Annotated in this window: 22 protein-coding genes; 8 read left to right on the top strand and 14 right to left on the bottom strand. The window is 69.3% G+C overall.

What is annotated here, in order from left to right:
- Window positions 1–8: 8 nt before the first annotated feature.
- The 8 genes from ACAM54_RS22760 to ACAM54_RS22725 all read right to left on the bottom strand — a co-directional run bounded on the left by ACAM54_RS22760 (window position 9) and on the right by ACAM54_RS22725 (window position 8,156).
- On the bottom strand, window positions 9–1,382 hold the full coding sequence (locus ACAM54_RS22760) for an FAD-binding oxidoreductase (protein ID WP_369649009.1): 1,374 nt from the start codon (window positions 1,380–1,382) through the stop codon (window positions 9–11).
- An 11-nt stretch (window positions 1,383–1,393) separates the two neighbouring features.
- Window positions 1,394–2,197, bottom strand: coding sequence for an ABC transporter permease (locus ACAM54_RS22755; RefSeq protein ID WP_145739878.1), 804 nt, complete (start codon window positions 2,195–2,197; stop codon window positions 1,394–1,396).
- The gene (locus ACAM54_RS22750; protein ID WP_145739880.1) at window positions 2,194–3,024 is read right to left on the bottom strand and encodes an ABC transporter ATP-binding protein; all 831 of its coding nucleotides are present in this window, start codon (window positions 3,022–3,024) and stop codon (window positions 2,194–2,196) included. The genes ACAM54_RS22755 and ACAM54_RS22750 overlap by 4 nt, the downstream gene beginning before the upstream one ends.
- 11 nt (window positions 3,025–3,035) lie before the next feature.
- A complete protein-coding gene (locus ACAM54_RS22745) occupies window positions 3,036–4,022 on the bottom strand; it encodes an ABC transporter substrate-binding protein (RefSeq protein ID WP_025569560.1) in 987 nt (328 codons plus the stop codon).
- A 70-nt stretch (window positions 4,023–4,092) separates the two neighbouring features.
- Complete coding sequence (locus tag ACAM54_RS22740) at window positions 4,093–4,956, bottom strand: creatininase family protein (protein WP_025569561.1); 864 nt, start codon at window positions 4,954–4,956, stop codon at window positions 4,093–4,095.
- Window positions 4,957–4,971: 15 nt separating this feature from the next.
- Window positions 4,972–6,246, bottom strand: a complete 1,275-nt coding sequence (locus ACAM54_RS22735) for an amidohydrolase family protein (protein WP_369649008.1) — start codon at window positions 6,244–6,246, stop codon at window positions 4,972–4,974.
- Entirely contained in the window at window positions 6,243–6,830 is a 588-nt protein-coding gene (locus ACAM54_RS22730; RefSeq protein WP_369649007.1) for an NAD(P)H-dependent oxidoreductase, read from the bottom strand. The genes ACAM54_RS22735 and ACAM54_RS22730 overlap by 4 nt, the downstream gene beginning before the upstream one ends.
- A gap of 102 nt (window positions 6,831–6,932) precedes the next feature.
- Complete coding sequence (locus tag ACAM54_RS22725) at window positions 6,933–8,156, bottom strand: MFS transporter (RefSeq protein ID WP_369649006.1); 1,224 nt, start codon at window positions 8,154–8,156, stop codon at window positions 6,933–6,935.
- Window positions 8,157–8,266: 110 nt separating this feature from the next.
- On the opposite strand from ACAM54_RS22725, the gene ACAM54_RS22720 reads away from it, so the two are divergent.
- Window positions 8,267–9,208, top strand: a complete 942-nt coding sequence (locus tag ACAM54_RS22720) for a LysR family transcriptional regulator (RefSeq protein WP_369649005.1) — start codon at window positions 8,267–8,269, stop codon at window positions 9,206–9,208.
- Window positions 9,209–9,227: 19 nt separating this feature from the next.
- On the opposite strand, the gene ACAM54_RS22715 is transcribed toward ACAM54_RS22720, so the two are convergent.
- Window positions 9,228–10,085: a hypothetical protein gene (locus tag ACAM54_RS22715; RefSeq protein WP_369649004.1), complete on the bottom strand. Its 858-nt coding sequence runs from the start codon at window positions 10,083–10,085 to the stop codon at window positions 9,228–9,230.
- 121 nt (window positions 10,086–10,206) lie between these two features.
- Between ACAM54_RS22715 and ACAM54_RS22710 the strand changes: the two genes are divergently transcribed.
- Entirely contained in the window at window positions 10,207–10,926 is a 720-nt protein-coding gene (locus tag ACAM54_RS22710) for a carbonic anhydrase (RefSeq protein WP_369649003.1), read from the top strand.
- Here the strand turns inward: ACAM54_RS22710 and ACAM54_RS22705 are convergent.
- The gene (locus ACAM54_RS22705) at window positions 10,913–11,623 is read right to left on the bottom strand and encodes a TetR family transcriptional regulator C-terminal domain-containing protein (RefSeq protein ID WP_369649002.1); all 711 of its coding nucleotides are present in this window, start codon (window positions 11,621–11,623) and stop codon (window positions 10,913–10,915) included. The genes ACAM54_RS22710 and ACAM54_RS22705 overlap by 14 nt on opposite strands.
- A 153-nt stretch (window positions 11,624–11,776) precedes the next feature.
- On the opposite strand from ACAM54_RS22705, the gene ACAM54_RS22700 reads away from it, so the two are divergent.
- Complete coding sequence (locus ACAM54_RS22700) at window positions 11,777–12,847, top strand: asparaginase (RefSeq protein WP_145739900.1); 1,071 nt, start codon at window positions 11,777–11,779, stop codon at window positions 12,845–12,847.
- Window positions 12,848–12,965: 118 nt separating this feature from the next.
- Here ACAM54_RS22700 and ACAM54_RS22695 read toward each other — a convergent pair whose 3' ends face one another.
- From ACAM54_RS22695 to ACAM54_RS22685, 3 genes are read right to left on the bottom strand one after another with little or no spacing between them, the layout of a single operon-like run.
- Complete coding sequence (locus ACAM54_RS22695) at window positions 12,966–13,787, bottom strand: phosphatase PAP2 family protein (RefSeq protein ID WP_369649001.1); 822 nt, start codon at window positions 13,785–13,787, stop codon at window positions 12,966–12,968.
- A 10-nt stretch (window positions 13,788–13,797) separates the two neighbouring features.
- Window positions 13,798–14,622, bottom strand: a complete 825-nt coding sequence (locus ACAM54_RS22690) for a metallophosphoesterase (protein ID WP_369649000.1) — start codon at window positions 14,620–14,622, stop codon at window positions 13,798–13,800.
- Window positions 14,619–15,584 carry a diacylglycerol kinase family protein gene (locus ACAM54_RS22685; RefSeq protein ID WP_369648999.1) on the bottom strand — a complete coding sequence of 322 codons (966 nt, stop codon included), beginning with the start codon at window positions 15,582–15,584 and terminating at the stop codon, window positions 14,619–14,621. Before ACAM54_RS22685 ends, ACAM54_RS22690 begins: the two co-directional genes overlap by 4 nt.
- A 251-nt stretch (window positions 15,585–15,835) precedes the next feature.
- Here ACAM54_RS22685 and glyQ point away from each other — a divergent pair, with 251 nt between their 5' ends.
- From glyQ to ACAM54_RS22660, 5 genes are read left to right on the top strand one after another with little or no spacing between them, the layout of a single operon-like run.
- Entirely contained in the window at window positions 15,836–16,741 is a 906-nt protein-coding gene (gene glyQ, locus ACAM54_RS22680; RefSeq protein WP_021012613.1) for a glycine--tRNA ligase subunit alpha, read from the top strand.
- A gap of 3 nt (window positions 16,742–16,744) precedes the next feature.
- A complete protein-coding gene (gene glyS, locus ACAM54_RS22675; protein ID WP_369648998.1) occupies window positions 16,745–18,883 on the top strand; it encodes a glycine--tRNA ligase subunit beta in 2,139 nt (712 codons plus the stop codon).
- A gap of 19 nt (window positions 18,884–18,902) precedes the next feature.
- Window positions 18,903–19,496, top strand: coding sequence for a D-glycero-beta-D-manno-heptose 1,7-bisphosphate 7-phosphatase (gene gmhB / locus ACAM54_RS22670; protein ID WP_369648997.1), 594 nt, complete (start codon window positions 18,903–18,905; stop codon window positions 19,494–19,496).
- A complete protein-coding gene (locus tag ACAM54_RS22665) occupies window positions 19,496–20,272 on the top strand; it encodes a lysophospholipid acyltransferase family protein (RefSeq protein ID WP_209500933.1) in 777 nt (258 codons plus the stop codon). The genes gmhB and ACAM54_RS22665 overlap by 1 nt, the downstream gene beginning before the upstream one ends.
- A gap of 44 nt (window positions 20,273–20,316) precedes the next feature.
- On the top strand, window positions 20,317–21,270 hold the full coding sequence (locus tag ACAM54_RS22660) for a M48 family metallopeptidase (protein WP_369651009.1): 954 nt from the start codon (window positions 20,317–20,319) through the stop codon (window positions 21,268–21,270).
- Window positions 21,271–21,330: 60 nt separating this feature from the next.
- On the opposite strand, the gene ACAM54_RS22655 is transcribed toward ACAM54_RS22660, so the two are convergent.
- On the bottom strand, window positions 21,331–22,101 hold the full coding sequence (locus tag ACAM54_RS22655; RefSeq protein ID WP_369648996.1) for an SDR family oxidoreductase: 771 nt from the start codon (window positions 22,099–22,101) through the stop codon (window positions 21,331–21,333).
- Window positions 22,102–22,113: the final 12 nt, after the last annotated feature.

Here is a 22,113-nt window from a genome sequence, read left to right as displayed (position 1 = left end):
CTTGATCGTCAGGCTGTCGCCGGCACGGCCTTCACGGGCCAGTCGCGCAGCTTGCCCGGGTTCAGCAGGCCCAGCGGGTCGAAGCGCTTCTTCATCTCGATGACCTCGGGCGGCAGCGGTCCCCCCGCCTTGCCGTCTTCCACGATGTTCACGTGCGGATTGTTGATGTGCACGCCGTGTGCGCGGTGAATGTCGATGATCTCCGCGAGCCGCTCCTCGGTGCTGAAGCGCACCAGCTGGAGCCCGCTGCAGGTCATGAGCCCGGCCACGTTGCGGATGAACTCGGTGTGCATCAGCACCTCGCCGCCGAGCAATTGCTCCATCTCGATGATCTGCTCGACGTGCCGGCCCGGCACGAAGCCGCTCTGCAGGTAGGTGAGCGTCGGGTCGACCTTCAGCGCATGCAGCGTGGTGTGGTTCCAGGTGAATTCCATCAGCGTGCGGTTGCTCTTCTGCACCTCGGCCGCGGTCCTGCGGTAGCTCGCCGTGCCGCCGTGCGCCTCGGCCAGCTGCAGCATCGCCGGCTCGCAGGATTCGGCCACCAGCGACAGCACCGTGTGGCAGCCTTTGGGCAGGTGTGCCGCAAGCTGCGCCAGGTGGTCCGAAATCGGCGCGGCGAAGAAGGCGATCTCCCGCTTCACGATGCCCGGCGCATTCGCGAGCTTGTCGGCAAAGTGCAGCGCGTCCGCAAAATTGTCAAAGCTCACCAGCGTCTCGAGCCAGGGATGCGCGGGTGCCAGTGCGATTTCGAGTTCCAGCACCAGCCCGTTGGTGCCCCAGAGGTGGTGCATGCGCATGGCCTCGGCGCCGCGCAGCTCGACCATCTGCGGCTCGGGCTCGATGGTCATCGCGCGGATGCCGAGCACGTTGCCGGGCGCACCCAGCGGCCCGTAGTTGATGGAGCCCACGCCGCCGAAGCCGCCGCCGAACAGGCCGCCGAGCGTGGCGCTGCGGTAGGTGGAGGGCATGCTGCGCATCTCCTGGCCCGAGGGCCTGGTCTGCTTCTCGAGTTCGCCCAGGCGGATGCCGGCCTGCGCACGGGCCACGCCGGGCTTCACCCACAGGAAGGCGTTGTAGCCCGTCATGTCGAGCACCACGCCACCCGCGAGCGGCGTGGTCTGGCCGTAGTTGCCGGTGCCGCTGCCGCGCAGCGTGATCGGCACGCCGCGCCGCGCGCAGGCGCCGACCACCGCGCGGATCTCGTCCTCGGTGCGCGGACGCACGGCCACGTCGGCGCGCTTGTCTTTCAGCTGGCGGTTCAGTACCGGGCTGAACCACGAGAAGTCCTGCGACAGGCGCGTGACGCGGCCCTCGTCGGTGATCCAGTCGAGCTCGGGCAGTTCGAGCAGCAGCTGTTCGATGGCGGAAATGGAAGCATTCATGGTCAAGGTTTTCAATCCTGGGAAAGTTCGCTCGCATGCCACGAGCCCAGCGCCAGCCTGGTGAGCCAGGCCATCAGCACGAAGAGCGCGACACCGGTCAGCGAGATCAGCAGCAGGGCCGCGAACATGCGCGGAATGTTCAGCTGGAAGCCGGCCTGGAGGATCTGGTAGGCCAGCCCCGCGCCGGAGCCGCCGGTGCCGGCCACGAACTCGGCCACCACCGCGCCGATCAGCGCCAGGCCGCTCGAGATTCGCAGTCCGCCGAAGAAATACGGCAGCGCGCTCGGGATGCGCAGCCGCACCAGCTGCTGCCAGCGCGTCGCGCGGTTGAGCTTGAAGTAGCTCTGCAGGTCGGGGTCGATGCTGCGCAGGCCGAGCGTGGTGTTGCTGATGATCGGGAACAGCGCCACCAGCGCGGCGCACACTGTCATCGCCGCCACCGGGTTCTTCACCCAGATGATGATGAGCGGCGCCACCGCCACGATGGGCGTCACCTGCAGCAGCACCGCATACGGAAAGAGCGCGGTCTCGATGCGCTTGCTCTGCACGAACAGGAACGAGATCAGCACCCCGGCCACGGTGGCCAGCAGGAAGGACAGCAGCGTGATCTTGAGCGTGACCAGCAATGCGTTGCCGAGTGGCGCCCAGTCGCTGACGAGCGTCTGCACCATGAGGAAGGGCGAGGGCACCAGGTAGGGCGGCAGCTCCAAGGCCACCACCATCCACTGCCACAGCGCGACCAGCACCACGCCGATGAGCACGGGATAGAGCACGCGCTGCACGCGCGGCTGGCTCAGGAGGGGCGGGCTTTTCATCGCGCATGCTCCTCGTCGGCCTGGCTGGCGCGCAGCAGGCTGTCCTGCAGGCGCCGGGCGTGGCGCGCGAATTCCGGCGTCACCATGAAGTCGGGCGTGCGCGGGTAGGGCTCGTCGATGTGGAACTGCTCCACCACGCGGCCCGGCCGCGCGGCCATCATCACCACGCGGGTCGACAGGAACACCGCCTCGTGGATCGAGTGCGTCACGAAGATCACCGTGAGCTTCTTCTTGCGCCAGAGGTCGAGCAGGTCGGCGTCGAGCTTGTGGCGCGTGATCTCGTCGAGCGCGCCGAAGGGCTCGTCCATCAGCAGCAGGTCGGGCTGCGTGACGAGGCCGCGCGCGATCGACACGCGCATCTGCATGCCGCCCGAGAGCGCGCGCGGCAAGGCATCGGCAAACTTCTCGAGCCCCACCAGCGCGAGCGATTCCATCACCCGCGCATCGGCCTCCTTGCGCGGCACGCCGGCCAGGTCGAGCGGCAGCCGCACGTTGGTACGCACGCTGGCCCAGGGCATCAGCGTGGCCGACTGAAAGACGAAAGACAGCTTGTGCGGGCAGCTGTGGATCTCCGCCACAGGCTTGCGCCACACGAGCAGCCGCCCGTCGCTCGGCTCGAGCATGCCCGCCACCATCTTGAGCAGCGTGCTCTTGCCGCAGCCCGAAGGCCCGAGCAGCGTGACGAACTCGCCTTCGGCGATCGACAGGTCCACCGGCAGCAGCGCCTGCGTGCCGTTGGGATAGGTCTTCTCGGCCGAGAGCACTTCCACCGCGGGCACGGCAGGCACCGCGGGCGGCGCGAGGGTGTGGGGTTCGATGCGGTTCATGGATGGATGGCTCAGGGCAAGACCTTGGCGTCCTTCACGAACTCGGTGGTGTAGGTCTTGGCCAGCTCCACCTTCGCCGGATCGAGCAGCTTGGCGGCGACGAGGAAGTCGTAGCTCGCCTTGGAGCGTGCATCGGTGATCACGCCGATGCCGAGCTTGGCCGCATCGCCGCCGGTGACCATGCCCATTTCCTTGAGCTTGGCGACGCTGTAGGCCAGCTGGTCGTCGGTCATGTTGGGGTTGTCCTTCTTGATCAGCGCATTGGCGGGCGCCGGGTCGGCGAGGTAGCTCTTCCAGCCCTCGGCCGAGGCCTTCACGAAGGCTTCCACCTGCTTGCTGCGGTCCTTCACGGTCTTCTCCATGCACGACACCGTGGTCGCATAGGCCGGGAAGCCGTGGTCGCTGAACATCAGCACCGTGCTCTTCACGCCGGCCTTCTGGATCGCGTAGGGCTCCGAGGTCAGGTAGCCCTGCTGCGCGGCGTTCGGATCGGCCACGAAGGGCTGGATGTTGAAGGTGTAGGGGCGCGTCTGTTCGTCCTTCAGGCCGAACCGGGCCTTGAGCCAGGGCCAGTAGCCGCGGTTGGCCTGCGCGCCGATCAGCAGCGTCTTGCCCTTGAGGTCCTCGAACTTCTTGACGTCGTCGTGCGCGATCAGCACCTGCGGGTCCTTCTGGAAGAAGGCCGCCACGTTGACCACCGGCACGCCGCCTTCGCGCACCTGCATCATCTGGATGTCGCTCGAACCCATGATGCAGTCGGCCTGGCCCGCGGCCATCATCTGCGTGATGTTGACCTGCGGGCCGCCCATCTTGATGGTCACGTCGAGGCCGTGCTTCTTGTAGATGCCCTGCGCCACCGCCTGGTAGAAGCCGCCGTGCTCGGCCTGCGCGTACCAGTTGGTCATGTAGGTGAACTTGTCTTGCGCCTGGGCCGGTGCGGCAGCGGCGAGCAGTGCGAGCGCGGCAGCGCCGGCCATGGAAAGAGCGAAGGAACGCATGGTGGGACCTCTCGAAGGCTGGTGAAGGAACGGTTGAAAAAAGCAATGAAGCGAATGCAAGTAGCGCGCCTCAGGCGGCCTCGAGGGACTGCTGGATGAAGCCCTGCTGGTGGCCGCGCTCCCAGGTGGCTTCCTCGCGCACCACCCAGCGCAGCGCATGCAGCTCGGTCAGCGCCTGCACCCAGCTGTCGGACAGCGTGTCCAGGATCTCCTGGCCCTGCTCGCGCGTGGCCGTGGTCGGGTCGCCGATCACGCCGCTCGGACCGAAGTCGCGCGCGGTCCAGGCGCAGGCCGGGCGACCGTCGGCCGACAGCAGCTTGATCGGGAAGGGCGGCGGAAAGTTGGCGACCGCGCGCTCCATGTGCACCGTCTCGGGCGCGAGCGCGAGCATCAGCGCGGTCTCGGAATGGCCGGCATGCATCGCGAGCTTCTTCTCCTGCTCGCTCACCTGCTTGCTGGCCGCGCTCGGCAGGCGCGACACGCCATGCGGCACCACCACGAAGTCGCCATGCCGCAGCCGCAGTTCGCGCGCCGCCATCTCCAGCACCTGCGGCTGGCCGCCATGGCCGTTGGCGAACAGCAGCTTGCGAAAGCCCGCGCGGTAGACCGACTCGCCGATCTCGGTCACGGTCGACAGGAGCGTGGTGCCGGTCAGCGTCATGGTGCCCGGAAAGTGCAGGTGCTCTTCCGACTTGCCATAGGTGATGGTGGGCAGCGCGAAGGCACGCACCTCGGCGGGCAGCTTCTCGAGCGCCTTGCCCATCACGCCCGAGGCGATCACGCTGTCGACCGAGCAGGGCAGGTGCGGGCCGTGCTGCTCGATGGCGCCGCAGGGCAGCACGATGACGGTGTTCTCGCGGTCGGGCAGCGCGGCGATTTCGGTCCAGCTCAGGTAGGGCAGGAAGCGGTGGGGCGGGATGTAGCCGTGGAGCATGGGGGTCCTTGTTTGTCAGCGGGGAAGGAAGGGTGCCGCATCGCCATGTGTGACGCGGCCGTCGCGCAGCACCACGCGGGTGGCGCTGCGCGACGGCCAGCCATGGCGGTCGGCCTGGGTGAACAGCACGAGGTCGGCCTTGGCGCCTGCCAGCGTCGGCGCCCCCGTGGCGGAGGCGCGCTGCAGCCAGTCGCCGCGGCACAGCGCCTGCGACCAGTCGTCGAAGGGATCGGCCAACTGCGCGGCGAGCGCGGCGGTGCCCAGCGCCTCGACGGGGTCGAAGCTGCCAAGGCGGCAGAACGGGTCTTGCACGTTGTCGCTTGCGAACAGCAGCGGGATGCCGCGTTCGCGCGTTTCCTTCACCAGCGTGAGGCCGCGCAGGCGCGGCGTGCGGCCCGTCACCGCGTCCTGCAGCAGCAGATTGGTGGCGGGCAGCGAGACGATGGTGATCGGCGCGCTTGCGACGGCATCGAGCGTGGCAAGGGCCTCGGCCTCGGGCTGGGCGGCCAGCGCGCAGGCGTGGCCGCAGACCACGCGGCCTTCGAAGCCGATCTCGCGCAGGATGCGGGCGGTGGTTTGCAGGCCGACCGCCGCGCAATTCAGTTCTTCATCGACGTGCAGGTCGACGTCCAGATCGCAGGCCTGCGCCGCCACCAGCAGGTTGCGCAGCGCGTTCTCGCTCCAGTTGGTGGAGTGCACGAAACCGCCGAGCAGCGCATGCGGCCCCGTGGCCTTCACCTGCCTGGCGAGCCGCAGAGCCTGCGCCGCGTCCTCGAACAACGGCAGCTTGATCAGGCTGACCTGCTCCAGCCGCAACCTGCCGGCCCATTCCTGCGCGAGCTCGGCCATCACGGGCCAGGCCAGCGGCACCGTATCGGGCTCCCACCAGTCGACATGCGTGCGCAGCTGCGTGGTGCCGCATTCCCAGGCCCACTGCAGGCCGCGTGCGGCGCGCTCGTGCACATCGGCGGACGTCCAGTGCACGCGGTCGGCCAGCATCGCGTCGATGGCGCCGAGCAGGCCGGGCTGCACCTTTTTCATGCGCGGCAGCGTGAAGGCCTTGTCCAGGTGCGTGTGGGCGTCGACGAAGCCCGGCAGCACGAGCGTGCCGGCCAGGTCCCACGCTTCGGGGCGGGACCCGTCCTGGCCGGAAGCAGGCTGCAGCGACTGCACGCGCCCGGCCTCGAGCGCAATGCGCGCCAGCACCGGCACGCCGTCGCGCTCGGGCCAGCCGGCCGGCAGCAGCCAGCGCGGCAGGCGCGCGTTGTCGAGCAGGGCGGGCGTCTTCATGCGAAACGCGCCATTGCAGCGCCGACCCGTGCCATGAAGCGCTTGAGCTGGGGCTCGGTCGCCACGTTCATGTGGTAGTGGGCGTCGTAGTCCACCTTGGCGCGCCGGCCCGTGAGCCGCAGCATGTAGCGCGTGACGATCTTGCGCGGCGGATCGCCCATGTACCAGGCCATCCAGCGCGGCCGCCCGTAGGTGACCACGGCGCTGATGCGCCGGATGTGCGTGAGCATCGGCTTCACGTGGGCCGGGTCGCTGATGTCGAAGGCCACCCCCGGCATGAAGAGCCGGTCGAAGTAGCCCTTGAGCATCGCGGGCAGGCCGAAACACCAGGTCGGAAAGCAGAACACGAGGCCCTCGGCCCACTGCAGCCGCTCCACGTAGGGCTTGAGCGGCAGCTGGTTGGCCGGCACCTCGTGATAGCCGAGCCGCTCCTCGCGCGAAAGCACCGGATCGAAGCCTTCGGCATACAGATCGCAGTCGTCCACCTCGTGCCCGGCCGCGCGCAGGTTCTTCAGCACCTCCTGGTGCAGGGCGGCGTGAAAGCTGGTTTCGACCGGATGGCAGTAGACGACGAGCACGCGCATGAATTTGACCGCTTAATCAGAGCAAGTGGTCAGGTTATGCAAGCGACGTGCCAGTCCGGATGCACCGGACTGGGGAGCGGGCGCTGCCCGCGGCTGTTGCGGCTACGCGGCCTTGCGCGGCCAGAGCCGCACCGCGAGCGCGGCGGCAGCCGTGCCAGTCGCGAGCCCTGTCACTCCGGCCCAGCCCCACTGCGCGAGCGCCAGCGCACCCAGCGCCGAGCCGGCCGCCATGCCGGTGAACATGCTGGTGAACAGCACCGCATTGAGGCGGCTGCGCGCACCGGGCTCGATGCCGTAGACGATGGTCTGGTGCGCGATCAGCGCCGCCTGCATGCCCAGGTCGAAGCCGACCGCGGCCAGCGCCAGCAGCCAGAGCTGCGCATGCGGCGCCATCAGCGGCGCCAGGCCCATGGCCGCGAACGACACCACCACCAGCCCGGCACCCAGGCGCGTCACCAGCTCCGGCCCGCGGCGGTCGGCCAGCCGGCCGGCCAGCGGCGCCGCCAGCGCGCCGGCCGCGCCGGCCAGGCCGAAGGCGCCCGCGGCCGCGCTGCCCAGATGGAAAGGCGCGCCGTGCAGCATCACGGCCAGCGTCGACCAGAAGGCGCTGAATCCCACCGCCAGCAGCGCCTGGGCCAGCGCGGCGCGGCGCAGTGCGCCGTGGCGCGACCACAGCGTGCCCAGCGAGCCCAGCAGCGCGGCATAGGCCAGGTGCGTGGTCGGCCGGAAGCGCGGCAGCCCGCGCCAGGCGGCCGCGCCGATGAGCGCGATGCTGGCCGCGGCCGCGATGAACATCGCGCGCCAGCCGAAGTGCTCGGCCACGAAGCCGCTCACCACGCGCGACAGCAGAATGCCCAGCAGCAGCCCCGTCATCACCGTGCCGACCGTCTTGCCGCGCGTGGCCTCGGGCGCCAGCGTGGCGGCCGCGGGCACGATGTCCTGCGCCATCGTGGCCGCCAGGCCGATGGCCAGGCTGGCCGCAAGCAGCACGCCGATCGACGGCGCGGCGCCGGCCACCAGCAGCGCGGCGCACAGCGCGGCCGCCTTGGCCAGCACGATGCGGCGCCGGTCGAAGCGGTCGCCCAGCGGCGCCAGCAGCAGGATGCCGAGCGCGTAGCCCAGCTGCGTGAGCGTGGGAACGAGTCCCACCGAGCGGGGGGAGGCGCCGATGTCGGCGCCCAGCACGCCGAGCATCGGCTGGGCGTAGTAGAGCGAAGCCGCCGACAGGCCCGCGCCCATGGCCAGCAGCAGGACCAGCGAGGCCGGCAGGCCCCGCCCCTCGGGCGCAGCGCCCGTCGCTGCATGCGTGATTTGAATGGAAGACATGGTATTAACCCTTGAATATCGAGCGAGGGTTGAAATGTGCGCCTAAGGAGCTTGGCTTGGTAGCTCCGCGGATCGCACAATGCACATACGCTATACGCATAAAGAAGGCCATGCCGACTTCCTCCCCCGCCGCCGACCGCATCGAGCTGATGCAGACCTTCGTCCACATCGTCGAGGCCGGCAGCCTTTCGGCCGCCGCGCTCCAGATGGGTGCGACGCAGCCCACCGTGAGCCGCCGCCTTCAGGCACTGGAGCGCTCGCTGGGCGTGCGGCTGCTGCGCCGGTCCACGCACGCCATGAAGCTCACCGAGGACGGCGAGCGCTGCTACGAGCGCGCCCGGGAGCTGCTCGCCGACTGGCACGCCTTCGAGGCCGACCTGCGCGGCGTAGGCGACGAGCCCGAGGGCACGCTGCGCGTGGTGGTGCCGCATGCGATGGGCCAGCTGATGCTGGTCGGACCGCTGGCCGACTACCTTCGCGCCTATCCGCGGGTGGCCGTCGAATGGCTGCTGAACGACCGCCGGCCCGACTTCATTGCCGAAGGCGTCGACTGCGCCATCCAGGTCGGCGAAGTGACCGACACCATGGCGGTGGCCATCAAGCTGTCCGAAGTGCCGCGCGTGGTGGTCGCCGCGCCCTCGGTGCTGGCCGGACGGGCGCCGCCCGCGCATGCGTCGGAGCTGGTCGAACTGCCGTGGCTCGCGCTGCGCACCTTCTATCGCAACGAGGTGCTGCTCACGCACCGGCCGAGCGGCGAGATCGTGCGGGTGCCGATCCGCCCGCGCATGAGCACAGACAGCCTCTATGCGCTGCAAAGCGCGGCGCGCATGGGCCTGGGCGCCTGCGCGGGCTCGGCCTGGCTCCTGAACGAGGACATTGCCGCCGGCCGGCTGGTGCAGCTCGTGCCGCAATGGCATGTGGCGCCGCTGCCGGTGTACCTGATCTATCCGCCGTCGCGCTTCCAGCCTGCGCGGCTGCGCCGCTTCATCGAGAGCATGCGGCTCGCGCTGGCCGACCCGGCGGGCCGCGCCTGGGAAGCGGGCGCGGCCTGAAAAAGGGCCGGGTGCGGCCTCAGCCGGCCCGCCGCGCCGCATGCGCGGCATCGGCGAACCACGATAGGAAGTGCAGCAGCCAGCTCGTCGCTTCGTCCAGGAAACGCGGCGTGAGCCGCACCTGCGCACGCCCCGCGTCATGCGCCAGGTGGCCCGCCTCCGTCGCCTCCTTCAGCAGGCCGCGCACGTGCGAGTGCGACAAGCCCAGTCCCTCGGCGAGTTCGCGGGCGCGCAGCGGGAAGGCCGCCGGGGGCGAGCCTGCCACCGGGTTGGCCTTGAAATGGTCGCGCAGCAGCAGCATCGCGACCCGGCCGCCCCCGTCGCGCTCGTCGAACCAGCTCCAGCCGCCGAAGCGGCCGCGGTGCAGCGCCACCTGGTCCAGGATGGTGCCGGCGCGGCTCACGAAGGCCGAGAAAAAGGCGTCGTCGTCCATGAGCCTGTCGGCATGGCCGGCGCCCAGCAGGCCGAGCGCCTCGCAGCAGCGCAGGTGGTGCGCGATCCAGGCGCGCAGGCCGGCAACCAGCCGCTCCTGCGGCACCAGGTAGCGCACGCGGCGGTCGGCGGGATCGGTCTCGGCCGTCACCATGCCCGTGAGCCGCAGCACGGCGACAAAGCTGGCCAGCGTGCGCGTGCCGCGGCTCGCGTGTCGCTGCAGCAGCGCCAGCGTGGGGCGCTCGGCGCCTTCTTCCTTCCAGCGGTAGTGCTGCACCACGAGGCGGCCCGCGGCGTGCGACTGCATGGCGCGGCCGAAGATCTTGTTGATGAGCCGTTCGCCCCAGTGCATGCGCACGATCGCATCGCAATAGAGCGCCACGGCGTTGGCGCGGGCCTCGTAGGAGATCGGAATCGCCAGCTCGGGCGGCGGCAGGAAATCCATGCAATGTTTGGACTTTGTTGTTCTCGATACAGAGCGTAACAATTCGTGCGCCAGTGCGAAAGCCCGGCATTCCTGCCGGATGACCCGGCGAACTCGACAACCACCAAGAACGGAGTTCCACATGTGTGATTGCCTACCTTCCGCCGCAGTGCCGGCAACCTCGCGCCGCCGGCTGCTGGGCGGCGCGGCCGCTTTCGCCACCCTGGCGTCCGGCGCCGATGCATTCGCGGCCGACACGCCGCTGCCCGACAACCGCATCGGCGGCGATGCCGCGCTCCAGCGGCTGGTGCAGGGCAATCTGCGCTATGCGCAGGGCCGGCAGACGCAGCGCGATTTCAGTGTCGGCCGCGTGGCGCGCACCTCGGGCCAGAAGCCGTTCGCCGCGATCCTCGCCTGCGCGGATTCGCGCGTGGCGCCGGAACTGGCCTTCGACCAGGGCCCGGGCGATCTCTTCGTGGTGCGGCTGGCCGGCAACTTCGTCAACGACGATGCCATCGCCAGCATGGAATACGCGGCCAAGTTCCTCGACGTGCCGCTCATCATGGTGCTCGGCCACAGCAACTGCGGCGCCATCTCGGCCACCATCAAGGTGCTGCAGGAAAACGCCGTGCTGCCGGGGCACCTGCCCGGGCTGGTGGCCTCGATCCGGCCGGCCGTGGAGGCCGCGTCGCGCCGCGAGCCCGCCTCGCTGCTGCAGGCGGCCACCGAGCAGAACGTGCGCCAGAGCGTGGCGCGCCTGGCCACGTCGGCGCCCATCCTCGGGGGCATGGCCTCCAGCGGCGCGGTCAAGGTCGTCGGCGGAATCTACGACCTGGCGACCGGCCGGGTCAGCATGATCTGATGAAGGCCTGCGGCGAGGCCGGGCTGCCGATGCCGCAGCCGGCCAGCACGAAGGCCACGAGCTCGCGCGCAATCGGCTCGCGGTCGATCGGCGCATCGGGCGGCAGGCCGAGCATCACGCGCGTCTGGATCGCGTAGTCGGCGTAGCTCTGGGTCATGGCCCAGATGTGCATCAGCAGCAGGCGCGCATCGAGCGGGCGCATCTGCCCGCGCGCGATCCAGCCGTTGATGATGTCGACCTTTTTCTGCGTCCAGGCCTGCGCGTTGGGCCAGTAGCGGTCGAGGTTGCGGCCGCCGTCGAGCACTTCGCGCGTGAAGATGCGCGAGATCTCGGGATTGTCGAAGGCGTGGTCGAGCTTCTTGCGGATGTAGTCGCCCAGCACGGTGGCCGGGTCGCTGGCGTCCTCGAACGAGAACACCACCTTCCAGGCATGCAGCACCTGCATCAGCAGCTCCTCGTAGAGCTCTTCCTTGCCGGCGATGTAGTAGTGCAGCTGGGGCTTGGTGAGGCCGGCGCGCGCGGCGATGGCCTGGGTGGAGGTGCCCTTCAGGCCATGCAGGCTGAACTCGGCCACGGCCGCGGTGCGGATCGCCGCCATGATGCGCTCGCGCCCCGGCCGCGCGCGCGACAGCGGGCCGTCGGGGGCGGGCATTTCCTGGGCGGTGCTTGGGGACAGGGCGGTGGGATCGGCGTTCATGGGATGGCGGGTTTGCGGCGGTGCGCCCGGCGATGGTAATCCTTGGCGCATGGCCGCATGCCATGCCGGCATGGAAGCGCAGGGCATGCGGGCACGGTTCATGTATCTTCTCGCCGCTTCCAGAAATTCGCGTTCCAACAAAGGAGTTCCTTCATGTACCTTTCCCCCCGTTTCCGCGCCTTCGCGGCCGGCGCCGCGCTGCTCGCAGCCAGCGCCCTGGCGCAAGCCCAGCAGGCGCTGCCCAATGTGGTGATCCTGGCCACCGGCGGCACCATTGCGGGTGCCGGTGCCTCGGCCGTCAACAGCGCCACCTACGCGGCGGCCAAGGTCGGCGTCGAAAAGCTGATCGCCGGCCTGCCCGAGCTCTCCAAGATCGCCAACGTGCGCGGCGAGCAGGTGTTCCAGGTCGCTTCCGAAAGCCTCACCAACGACAACCTGCTGACGCTCGCCAAGCGCGTCTCGGCGCTGTCGAAGCAGGCGGACGTCGACGGCATCGTCATCACCCACGGCACCGACACGCTGGAAGAAACCGCCTACTTCCTGACGCTCACCGTGCACACCAGCAAGCCGATCGTCGTGGTCGGCTCGATGCGCCCGGGCACGGCCCTGTCGGCCGACGGCGCGCTCAACCTGTACGACGCCGTGAGCGTGGCCGGCAGCAAGGACGCGGCGGGCAAGGGCGTGCTCGTGACGATGAACGACAACATCGACAGCGGCCGCGACGTGAGCAAGAACGTCAACATCAAGACCAGTGCCTTCTCGAGCCAGTGGGGCCCGCTCGGCATGGTGGTCGAGGGCAAGAACTACTGGTTCCGCGCGCCGGTCAAGCGCCACACCATGAACTCGGAGTTCGACATCGACAGCATCAATGCGCTGCCGCCGGTGGAGATTGCGATGGGCTACGAGGGCGTTTCGTCCATCGCCATCGACGCACTGGCCAAGAGCGGAGTGAAGGCGATCATCCATGGCGGCACGGGCAACGGCTCGGTGGCCAACCGGATCGTGCCCAACCTGCAGAAGGCGCGCACCGACGGCGCAATCATCATCCGCAGCTCGCGCGTGCCCGACGGCTTCGTGATCCGCAATGCCGAGCAGCCCGACGACAAGTACGACTGGGTGGTGGCGCACGACCTGCGTCCGCAGAAGGCGCGCATCCTGGCGATGGTGGCACTGACTAAAACCAGCGACACCAAGGAACTCCAGCGCATCTTCTGGGAGTATTGACCCACCCCCGATGCGGCTCACTTCGTGTAGCCGCCTCCCCCCTCGAGGGGGCAACACCGGCGGCCCGGCAAAGCCGGTTCCGCGGTGTTCCTGGCGAAGACCCCGCTATCGATGCTGCTCAGGGGCGGATGCGCCGGCGGCTGCGGTGCCGCGCGTATTCGAGGCTGCTCACGCACACGAGCAGCCAGGCGAGGCCGGTCAGCAGGCCGGCCGCCACGTCGCTGGCGAAATGCACCTGCAGGAAGATGCGGCTGCACGCGATGGTGACGATGGCCGCCGCGGCCGCCATCGCCGCCGGCACGTGCCAGCGCGCCGGCAGCAGGCGCAGGGCCAAATACAACAGCATGCCGTAGCTCACGATCGCGCCCGCGCTGTGGCCGCTCGGGAAGCTGTAGCTCGTCTCCAGCGCCAGGCCGTGGTCGTGCAGCGGCCGTGCGCGCGCGAAGATGCGCTTGAGCGCCGGGTTCAGCAGCACGATGCCGCCGAGCGCCATGACCCAGCCCAGTGCCAGGCCATGGTGGGCCTTGCGCCACAGCAGCAGGGCCACCACCAGGCACACCGGCGCCAGCAGTTCGGCATCGCCCAGGTGCGTGAGCCAGCTGAAAGCCACCAGCGCCGCCCACGGCAGGTGCTCGCCGATGGCATCGGCCAGCGCCTGGTCGGCCAGGCCCAGCAGGCGCCCGTCGCCGAGCTTCGATGCGAGATACGCCACCAGGCTGGCCGCCCCGAGGATCGACAGGAAGCCGATGGCCAGCCCGGCGGCCAGCTGCGGTTCGTCGGGCTCTTCGCTCGACGACCTTCTGATGCGCCGCCGCTGCAGCGCCCGGCAGGCCGTGCCGGCGCCGAGCACCGAGACAGCGAAGGCGCCTGCGAACCAGGCCAGTGAATGCTCGCCCAGCTGGCGGGCGAGAAGAACGAGGTCGGGGGCTTCCATCGGCATGCGGCGCACCCTAAGCGGGCGCCCCGGCGCTGGCAAGGGGAAGCTGCAAAACCTTGGCGCACACGAAGGACTTGTCGGCGGCCGAATGGTCCCAGCGCTCGGCCTGGCACGCGCGGCCATCTTCCGGCGCGCCCAGGCGCAGCACGTTCACCGAGTTGGGGTGGCCCGCGCGCACGCGCGACGACACGGCCGTGCCGGCCTGCACCGCCCATGCGGTGCGCGGGCAGCCGGCGTACGCGCCGTGCAGCGAACGCACGAACGGCAGATGGATGTGGCCGCCCAGGATCAGGTCGGCGCCGGCCGCGCACCAGCGCGCGACGGCGGCTTCGCGCCCGTGCAGCCGGTTCGGCATGTCTTCCTGCCGCGTCACCATCACCGGCTGGTGCGTGACCACCACGCGCAATTGCGAAGGCGAGGCGCCCGCCAGCCGCGCTGCCACCCGCTCGATCTGGGCCGGCGAGACTTCGCCGTCCGCATGCCGCCACCAGCGCGTGGTGTTGACCGCCACCACCAGCCAGTCGGCGGATTCGAACACCGGCTCCAGGTCGCTGCCGAAGGCTCGGGCGTAGCGCGCATAAGGCGAGAACAGGCGCGCCCCCAGCTGGAACAGCGGAATGTCGTGGTTGCCCGGAATGGCCAGCACGGCCGGCGCGGCCAGCCGGTCGACGAAGGCGCGCGCCGCCGCGAACTGCTTGCGCGTGGCGCGCTGCGTGATGTCGCCCGAGAGCACCACCACCTGCGGCGCCAGGGCCCGCGCGAGCCGCTCGAGCGCGGCCATCACCTCGGGCTGCTCGGTGCCGAAATGCGTGTCGGAGATCTGCAGCAGGCAGCTCATTGCTTCGCGGCCTCCAGCTCGGGTGCGACGTCGGGCCGCACCAGCCACAGCGGCTCGGGCGAAACCCGGAACAGCAGCGGCATCTCGGCCCAGGCGATCTCGCCGTCGATGGCCACCTTCACGCGGCGCGGCGGATGCAGGCGGCCGGCCTTCACCGTCATCGACTCGAAGGGGAAGCTCAGCACCTCGTCGGCGCTGCCCAGCCGGCCGAGCGCGCCGCGCACCAGCAGGCCGGGCATGGCCAGCACGCCCACCGGTTTCAGCGCCACGGCGGCCAGCTGGCCGTTCTCGGGCGCATCGGCATGTTCGATGCCCACCTGCAGCAGCTGCAGCGGGTTGTTGCCCACGAAAAGCGTCGTCGTGCGGATGTCGCGCTCCACCCCGTGCGAGGCGATGCGCAGGTTCCAGTGCCGGTGGCCGCGCATCACGGTGAGCAGGCCGGCGAAGAACGCGACCCAACGGCTGCGGCCATAGCGCACCTTGTAGCTCTCGCGTTCTTCCAGCAGTTCGGCATACAGGCCCATGCTGGCATTCACCAGGAAGATGCGGTCATTGACCAGCCCCACCTGCACCGGCCGCGGCTGCTCGGCCAAAAGCACCTGCAGCGCCTGCGCCGTATCGCGCGGAATGCCGTGGGCGCGGCTGAAATAGTTGAAGGTGCCCTGCGGCAGCACGCCGAAGGCCAGCCCGCTGCCGAGCGTGGCCCGCGCCACCGTGTTGATGGTGCCGTCGCCGCCCGCGGCCACCACCACGCCGTCCACGGCGCGGGCGCGCTCCACCGCCTCGCGCGCCAGCGCCTGCACCGTCGTGCGTTCGTCGACCAGGAAGATGCGCAGCCTGCGGCCCGCCGCGGCGCAGCCCTGCTCGATGATTTCGCGGGTTTCGGCGGCGTCCGCGTTGCCGGAGCCGGCGTTGAGAACGACGAACAAGGGGGAGCTCGGACCGAGGGGAGACGGCTGCATGTCGATGGAAACCGGAAAAAAGGAAGGGAAGAGCCCGGCGGGCTGCGAAAGTTCGGGCGCCAGGGGTGGGAACGGCTGGGTAAAGCGCGGTGCGCGCCCCCGCCCTGCGGTTGTCGCACGGCCGGCCGGCCCGCGCAGGCGGCCGGCATCCCGGCTTGCTGTGGGAGAGCGGCCCTCCGCCCGTAAAATCGCCTGCTTTCGCGGTGCTTCATCGCGCTACCGTCCAACGCCCGGTCACGCCGGCCTGCTTCATGTTGACCTTCCAGCAAATCATTCTCAAACTGCAGTCGTACTGGGCCGACAAGGGCTGTGCGCTGCTGCAACCCTACGACATGGAAGTGGGGGCGGGCACTTCGCACACCGCCACCTTCCTGCGCGCGCTCGGTCCCGAGCCCTGGAAGGCCGCCTACGTGCAGCCCAGCCGCCGCCCCAAGGACGGCCGCTACGGCGAGAACCCCAACCGCCTGCAGCACTACTACCAGTACCAGGTGGTGCTCAAGCCGGCGCCCAGCAACATCCTGGAGCTCTACCTCGGCAGCCTCGAGGCGCTGGGCTTCGACCTCAAGAAGAACGACATCCGCTTCGTGGAAGACGACTGGGAGAACCCGACGCTCGGCGCCTGGGGACTGGGCTGGGAAGTCTGGCTCAACGGCATGGAGGTGACGCAGTTCACTTACTTCCAGCAGGTCGGCGGCATCGACTGCAAGCCCATCACCGGCGAGATCACCTATGGCCTGGAGCGGCTGGCCATGTACCTGCAGGGCGTGGACAACGTCTACAACCTGACCTGGACCGAGGGCCTGAGCTACGGCGACGTCTACAAGCAGAACGAGGTCGAGCAGTCGACCTACAACTTCGAGCACAGCGACGCCGAGTTCCTGTTCACCGCCTTCGCGGCGCACGAGAAGCAGGCCAGGCACCTCATGACCGAGCAGCTTGCGCTGCCGGCCTACGAGCAGGTGCTCAAGGCCGCGCACAGCTTCAACCTGCTCGACGCGCGCGGCGCCATCAGCGTGACCGAGCGCGCGGCCTACATCGGCCGCATCCGCAACCTCGCGCGCAGCGTGGCGCAGAGTTATTACGAGAGCCGCGAGCGGCTCGGTTTTCCGATGGCGCCTCGCGAGTGGGTTGCACAAATCACGAAGAAGGCGGCCTGAGCGATGACGAGCGTGCAAAAGAACCTGTTGGTCGAACTCTTCGTCGAAGAGCTGCCGCCCAAGGCGCTGAAGAAACTCGGCGACGCCTTCGCCGGCGTGCTGCGCGACCAGATCGTGGCCCAGGGGCTTGCCGAGCCCGCCTCGGTGCTCACAGCCTATGCGTCGCCGCGCCGCCTGGCTGCGCACCTCACGCACGTGGCCGAGCGCGCCGCCGACAAGGCCGTGTCGCAAAAGCTCATGCCCGTGGCCGTGGGGCTCGACGCCTCGGGCCAGCCCACGCCCGCGCTGCTCAAGCGCCTGGCCGCGCTGGGCGCAGACGCCTCGGCCGTGCCCGGCCTCAAGCGCGCGATGGACGGCAAGGCCGAAGCGCTGTTCTACGAAAGCACCGCCAAGGGCGCAACGCTGGCCGAAGGCCTGCAGAAGGCGTTGGCCGAAGCCATTGCCAAGCTGCCGATTCCCAAGGTGATGAGCTACCAGCTCGAAAGCGGCTGCGAGCTGCCCGGCTGGAGCAGCGTGAGCTTCGTGCGCCCCGCGCATGGCCTGGTGGCGCTGCATGGCGACGCCGTGGTGCCGGTCGAGGCGCTCGGCCTGAAGGCCGGCCGCGAAACCCACGGCCACCGCTTCGAGGCGGCCGTCGATCCGGTCGTGCTGCGCGACGCCAACAGCTATGCGCTGCAGATGCAGGACGAGGGCGCGGTCATCGCGAGCTTCGAAGCGCGCCGCACCGAGATCGCGCGCCAGCTCGCGGCCGCGGCCGTGCAAGTCGGCGGCGCCGTGGTGCCGATCCACGACGACGCGCTGCTCGACGAAGTGACCGCGCTGGTCGAGCGGCCCAACGTGCTGGTCTGCAGCTTCGAGCGCGAATTCCTCGAAGTGCCGCAGGAGTGCCTCATCCTTACGATGAAGGCCAACCAGAAGTATTTTCCGCTGCTCGACGCCTCGAACCGGCTCACCAACAAGTTCCTGGTGGTCAGCAACATCAGCCCGGAAGACGCGAGCGCGGTGGTCGGCGGCAACGAGCGCGTGGTGCGCCCGCGCCTGGCCGACGCCAAGTTCTTCTTCGACCAGGACCGCAAGAAGTCGCTGGCCTCGCGCGTCGAATCGCTGGGCAAGGTGGTCTACCACAACAAGCTCGGCACCCAGGGCGAGCGCGTCGAACGCGTGATGCGCATTGCGCGCGGCATTGCTGAAAAGCTCGGCGGCGCCGCGCTCGTCGCGCATGCCGTGCAGGCCGCGCAACTGGCCAAGGCCGACCTCGTGACCGAGATGGTCGGCGAGTTCCCGGAGCTGCAGGGCACCATGGGCCGCTACTACGCGCTGCACGACGGCCTCTCTGCCGAAGTGGCCGACGCGATCGAAGACCACTACAAGCCGCGCTTTGCCGGCGACGAGCTGCCGCGCAACAGCGTGGGGCAGGTGGTCGCGCTGGCCGACAAGCTCGAGACGCTGGTCGGCATGTTCGGCATCGGCAACCTGCCCACCGGCGACCGCGACCCCTTCGCGCTGCGCCGCCATGCGCTTGGCGTGATCCGCATGCTGATCGAGAAAGACCTGCCGCTGAAGCTCGACGCGCTGCTGCAGGACGCCGCCGCGCAGTTCAAGGACATCGAGGGCTTCGACATCGGCAAGGCCACGGCCGAGCTGCAGGACTTCATCCTCGACCGCCTGGCTGGCAGCCTGCGCGAGCAGGGCGCCAGCGCCCAGGAAGTCGACGCCGTGCTGGCGCCGCGGCCACAGCGCCTGGGCGAAGTGCCCAAGCTGCTGGCGGCGGTGCGCGCCTTTGCCGCGCTGCCCGCCGCCGCCGCGCTGGCCGCCGCCAACAAGCGCATCGGCAACATCCTCAAGAAGGCGCCCGAAGCCGACGCGCACGTCAGCGAACTGCTGCTGAAGGAGCCTGCCGAGAAGGCGCTGCATGCCGCCATGGCCGAGGTCGTGCCCGCCGCCAATGCCCAGTTCGACGCCGGCGACTACACCGCTTCGCTGCAGACCCTGGCCGCGCTGCGCGAACCGGTCGATGCCTTCTTCGACGGCGTGATGGTCAATGCCGAGCAGGCCGACCTGCGCCTCAACCGGCTCGGACTGCTGATGTCGCTGCACGCCGCGATGAACCGCGTGGCGCAGCTCGAGCGGCTGGCTGCCTGATCCCCCCGGCGACCTCACCATGGGCGGCACTTCCATGAAACTCGTCATCCTCGACCGCAACGGCACGATCAACGTGCACCGCGAAGACTTCGTCAAGAGCGACATCGAGTGGACGCCGCTGCCCGGTGCGCTCGAGGCCGTGGCCCGGCTCAACCATGCGGGCTGGCATGTGGTGATCGCGTCCAACCAGTCGGGCCTGGGCCGGGGCCTGTTCGACATGGCCTCGCTCAACGCCATGCACGCCAAGATGCACAAGATGCTCGCGGCCGTGGGCGGGCGGGTCGATGCGGTCTTCTATTGCCCGCACAGCCCCGACGAGGGCTGCGATTGCCGCAAGCCCGCGCCGGGACTGTTCCGCCAGATCGGCGACCGCTACGGCATCGACCTGAAGGACGTGCCCACCGCGGGCGACAGCCTGCGCGACCTGCAGGCCGGCGCGGCCGCCGGCTGCGAGCCGCACCTGCTGCTCACCGGCATGGGCGCGGCCTGCCGCGGCGTCGATCCGCTGCCCCCCGAATACCCGGCGAACACCCTGGTTCACGAGAACCTCGCCGCCTTTGTCGACTTCCTGCTTGCGCGCGAAGCGCAGGCTGCACTGCAGGTGGCTGTCTGATGGCGTTTATCCGTTCCGTTGTCCATGCCCTGTGGATGCTCGTCACCGTGGTGCCCTGGGGCATCATCATGTGCGTCAGTTCGCTCTGGAAGCGCGGCATCCCGCTCTACTGGATGGCGGTGCAGTGGCTCAGCTGGGCCATCGGCGGCGCGCGCGTGCTGCTGGGCATCCAGACGCGCGTGACCGGCATGGAAAACCTGCCCGCCGACAAGCTGGCCGGCGCGGTCCTGCTGGTGAAGCACCAGTCGACCTTCGAGACCTTCCTGATGCCCACGCTGATGCCGCATCCGCTGGCCTTCGTGTTCAAGAAGGAACTGATCTACGTGCCCTTCTTCGGCTGGGCCATGGCCCGGCTCGACATGATCCACATCGACCGCAGCCAGCGCGCGCAGGCCTTCAACAAGGTCGTGAACCAGGGCCGCAAGCTGCTCGCGCAGGGCATCTGGATCATCATGTTTCCCGAAGGCACCCGCATTCCGCGCGGCCAGAAGGGCACCTACAAGAGCGGCGGCACGCGGCTCGCATGCGAGACCGGCGTGCCGGTGATTCCCATTGCCGTCACCTCGGCCAAGGTCTGGCCGCGCAAGGCGTTCATCAAGCGCCCCGGTGTGGTCGACGTGTCGATCGGCCCGGCCATTTCCAGCGTGGGCCGCAAGCCCGACGAGCTGATGCGCGAGGTCGAGGCCTGGATCGAATCCGAGATGCGCCGGCTCGACCCCGAGGCCTACCGCGACAGCCTGCCGCTGCCGCAGGCGCCGCAAGAGGCGTTGAAGTAGAAAAAAAGAAAGAGCCCGAGATGCGGGGACTGCTTCAGTTCACGATGGACCTGTTCGAAGGGCTGGGCAACGAGTTTGCGCCGGCCAAGCCGAGCGAGCCGCGCGGCAAGAAGGTCAGGAAAAAAGCGGCGCCGCCGGCCGTGCCCCAACCCCCGGTGGCCGATGCGCGGCAAGGCTGGGCCGGGGATGCCGGTCCCGCGCAGCCCGCCGTTCCGCTGCGCGACACGCTTGCGCTCGCGAGCTTCGTGCACCCGCAGGCCACGCGCGAAGCGGTGCTGGGATCGGCGCGCGTGGCCTACGAGTTCAAGCGCGGCAAGCGCAAGACCATCGGCTTCGTGGTGGGCGCCGAAGGCCTGTCGGTGCGCGCGCCGCGCTGGGTCACGCTGCGCGACGTCGACGCCGCCATCCAGGAGAAGTCCGGCTGGATCCTGCGCAAGCTGCTGGAGACGCAGCAGCGCCACGCACGCGTCGAGGCCACGCGCATCGACTGGAAGGATGGCGCGGAGTTTCCGTTCATGGGCGAGACGGTCGTGATCCGCCTCGATCCGAAGCACGGCTTTGCAAGCGTGGGCGGCACGCTCGATGCGAGCGATGACGGCGCCGGGCCGCGCACTTTGCGCCTGGCCGTGGCGCAGAACGCCGAGGCCTCGCAGATCCGCGATGCCGCCCAGGCCTGGCTCGTGCGGCAGGCGCGGCGGCTCTTCATCGAACGGCTCGACCACTTCGCGCCCCGGCTCGGGGTGCGGTGGCAGAAGCTGTCGCTCTCGAATGCCGCAACGCGCTGGGGGAGCGCGAGCGCGGATGGGTCGATCCGGCTGAACTGGCGCTTGATCCACTTTCGCCTGCCGGTGATCGACTATGTGGTGGCGCACGAACTGGCGCACCTGCGGGTGATGGATCATTCGCAGCGGTTCTGGGATACGGTGGAGAGCGTGGTGCCGGACTATGACTTGCTCAGGCAGCAGCTCAAGGATGAGGCTGTGCCTCGGTGGTCTTGATTGCTTGCTTTCTTTTGTGTTTTGGGGCCGGGGCGAGACCCGGCCCCGGAACCCAAAAGCTCACCGAGCGTGCGTAACCCCCCCATCCACCACCAACGTAGACCCCATCACATAGTCCCCCGCCCGGGAGGCGAGATAAATGGCCGCCCCCGCCATGTCCTCCGGCACCCCGATGCGCCCCGCGGGAATCCGCTCCTTCACCTCGTCGCCATGGTCGCGCGCCAGCTTGTTCATGTCCGAGGCAAAAGCCCCGGGCGCAATCGCGCTCACCACGATCCGCTCCTGCGCGAGCCGCAGCGCCATGCGCCGCGTGAGCTGGATCAGGCCGGCCTTGCTCGCCGCATATGAATAAGTCTCCTGCGGATTCACCGAGATGCCGTCGATCGATGCAATGTTGATCACCTTCGCGAGGTGATCGGTCGCCGCCTTCTTGAGCATCGGCGTCAGTGCCTTCGTCAGGAAGAACGGCGTCTTCAGGTTCAGGTCCACCACCTTGTCCCAGCCGCTCTCGGGAAACTCGTCGTACGGCGCGCCCCAGGCCGCGCCGGCGTTGTTGACCAGGATGTCGAGCGCGTCTTCATGCTTCGCATAGGCATCGACCAGCGCCTGCGCGCCTTCCAGCGTGGACACGTCGGCCGGCAGCGACACGCAATGGCCGAAGGCCGAAAGCTCCCTGGCGGTCTGGTCGCAGGCCGCGGCCTTGCGCGCCGAGATGTACACGCGCGCGCCCTGGGCCAGGAAGCCCTCGGCAATCATGCGGCCGATGCCGCGCGAGCCGCCGGTGATCAAGGCGCTGCGGCCCTTCAGCGAGAAGAGTTGGGTGGTGTCCATGGTGCAGGTGTC

Origin of the sequence: Variovorax sp. V93 (genome assembly GCF_041154485.1) — a bacterium.
In the GTDB taxonomy this organism is placed as follows: Bacteria; Pseudomonadota; Gammaproteobacteria; order Burkholderiales; family Burkholderiaceae_C; genus Variovorax; species Variovorax beijingensis_A.
The sequence above is the reverse complement of the archived record's forward strand: the minus strand, read 5'-3'. Positions and strand labels throughout refer to the sequence as shown.

Excerpts from the sequence above, each read along its gene's own strand:
- glyQ (WP_021012613.1), top strand. The coding sequence starts at position 15,836 with ATGTTGACCTTCCAGCAAATCATTCTCAAACTGCAGTCGTACTGGGCC.
- ACAM54_RS22740 (WP_025569561.1), bottom strand. The coding sequence starts at position 4,956 with ATGCTCCACGGCTACATCCCGCCCCACCGCTTCCTGCCCTACCTGAGC.
- ACAM54_RS22720 (WP_369649005.1), top strand. The coding sequence starts at position 8,267 with ATGCCGACTTCCTCCCCCGCCGCCGACCGCATCGAGCTGATGCAGACC.
- ACAM54_RS22690 (WP_369649000.1), bottom strand. The coding sequence starts at position 14,622 with ATGAGCTGCCTGCTGCAGATCTCCGACACGCATTTCGGCACCGAGCAG.
- ACAM54_RS22665 (WP_209500933.1), top strand. The coding sequence starts at position 19,496 with ATGGCGTTTATCCGTTCCGTTGTCCATGCCCTGTGGATGCTCGTCACC.
- glyS (WP_369648998.1), top strand. The coding sequence starts at position 16,745 with ATGACGAGCGTGCAAAAGAACCTGTTGGTCGAACTCTTCGTCGAAGAG.
- ACAM54_RS22655 (WP_369648996.1), bottom strand. The coding sequence starts at position 22,101 with ATGGACACCACCCAACTCTTCTCGCTGAAGGGCCGCAGCGCCTTGATC.
- ACAM54_RS22710 (WP_369649003.1), top strand. The coding sequence starts at position 10,207 with ATGTGTGATTGCCTACCTTCCGCCGCAGTGCCGGCAACCTCGCGCCGC.
- ACAM54_RS22730 (WP_369649007.1), bottom strand. The coding sequence starts at position 6,830 with ATGCGCGTGCTCGTCGTCTACTGCCATCCGGTCGAAACCAGCTTTCAC.
- gmhB (WP_369648997.1), top strand. The coding sequence starts at position 18,903 with ATGGGCGGCACTTCCATGAAACTCGTCATCCTCGACCGCAACGGCACG.
- ACAM54_RS22760 (WP_369649009.1), bottom strand. The coding sequence starts at position 1,382 with ATGAATGCTTCCATTTCCGCCATCGAACAGCTGCTGCTCGAACTGCCC.
- ACAM54_RS22660 (WP_369651009.1), top strand. The coding sequence starts at position 20,317 with ATGGACCTGTTCGAAGGGCTGGGCAACGAGTTTGCGCCGGCCAAGCCG.
- ACAM54_RS22685 (WP_369648999.1), bottom strand. The coding sequence starts at position 15,584 with ATGCAGCCGTCTCCCCTCGGTCCGAGCTCCCCCTTGTTCGTCGTTCTC.
- ACAM54_RS22725 (WP_369649006.1), bottom strand. The coding sequence starts at position 8,156 with ATGTCTTCCATTCAAATCACGCATGCAGCGACGGGCGCTGCGCCCGAG.
- ACAM54_RS22755 (WP_145739878.1), bottom strand. The coding sequence starts at position 2,197 with ATGAAAAGCCCGCCCCTCCTGAGCCAGCCGCGCGTGCAGCGCGTGCTC.
- ACAM54_RS22695 (WP_369649001.1), bottom strand. The coding sequence starts at position 13,787 with ATGCCGATGGAAGCCCCCGACCTCGTTCTTCTCGCCCGCCAGCTGGGC.
- ACAM54_RS22715 (WP_369649004.1), bottom strand. The coding sequence starts at position 10,085 with ATGGATTTCCTGCCGCCGCCCGAGCTGGCGATTCCGATCTCCTACGAG.
- ACAM54_RS22750 (WP_145739880.1), bottom strand. The coding sequence starts at position 3,024 with ATGAACCGCATCGAACCCCACACCCTCGCGCCGCCCGCGGTGCCTGCC.
- ACAM54_RS22700 (WP_145739900.1), top strand. The coding sequence starts at position 11,777 with ATGTACCTTTCCCCCCGTTTCCGCGCCTTCGCGGCCGGCGCCGCGCTG.
- ACAM54_RS22735 (WP_369649008.1), bottom strand. The coding sequence starts at position 6,246 with ATGAAGACGCCCGCCCTGCTCGACAACGCGCGCCTGCCGCGCTGGCTG.
- ACAM54_RS22745 (WP_025569560.1), bottom strand. The coding sequence starts at position 4,022 with ATGCGTTCCTTCGCTCTTTCCATGGCCGGCGCTGCCGCGCTCGCACTG.
- ACAM54_RS22705 (WP_369649002.1), bottom strand. The coding sequence starts at position 11,623 with ATGAACGCCGATCCCACCGCCCTGTCCCCAAGCACCGCCCAGGAAATG.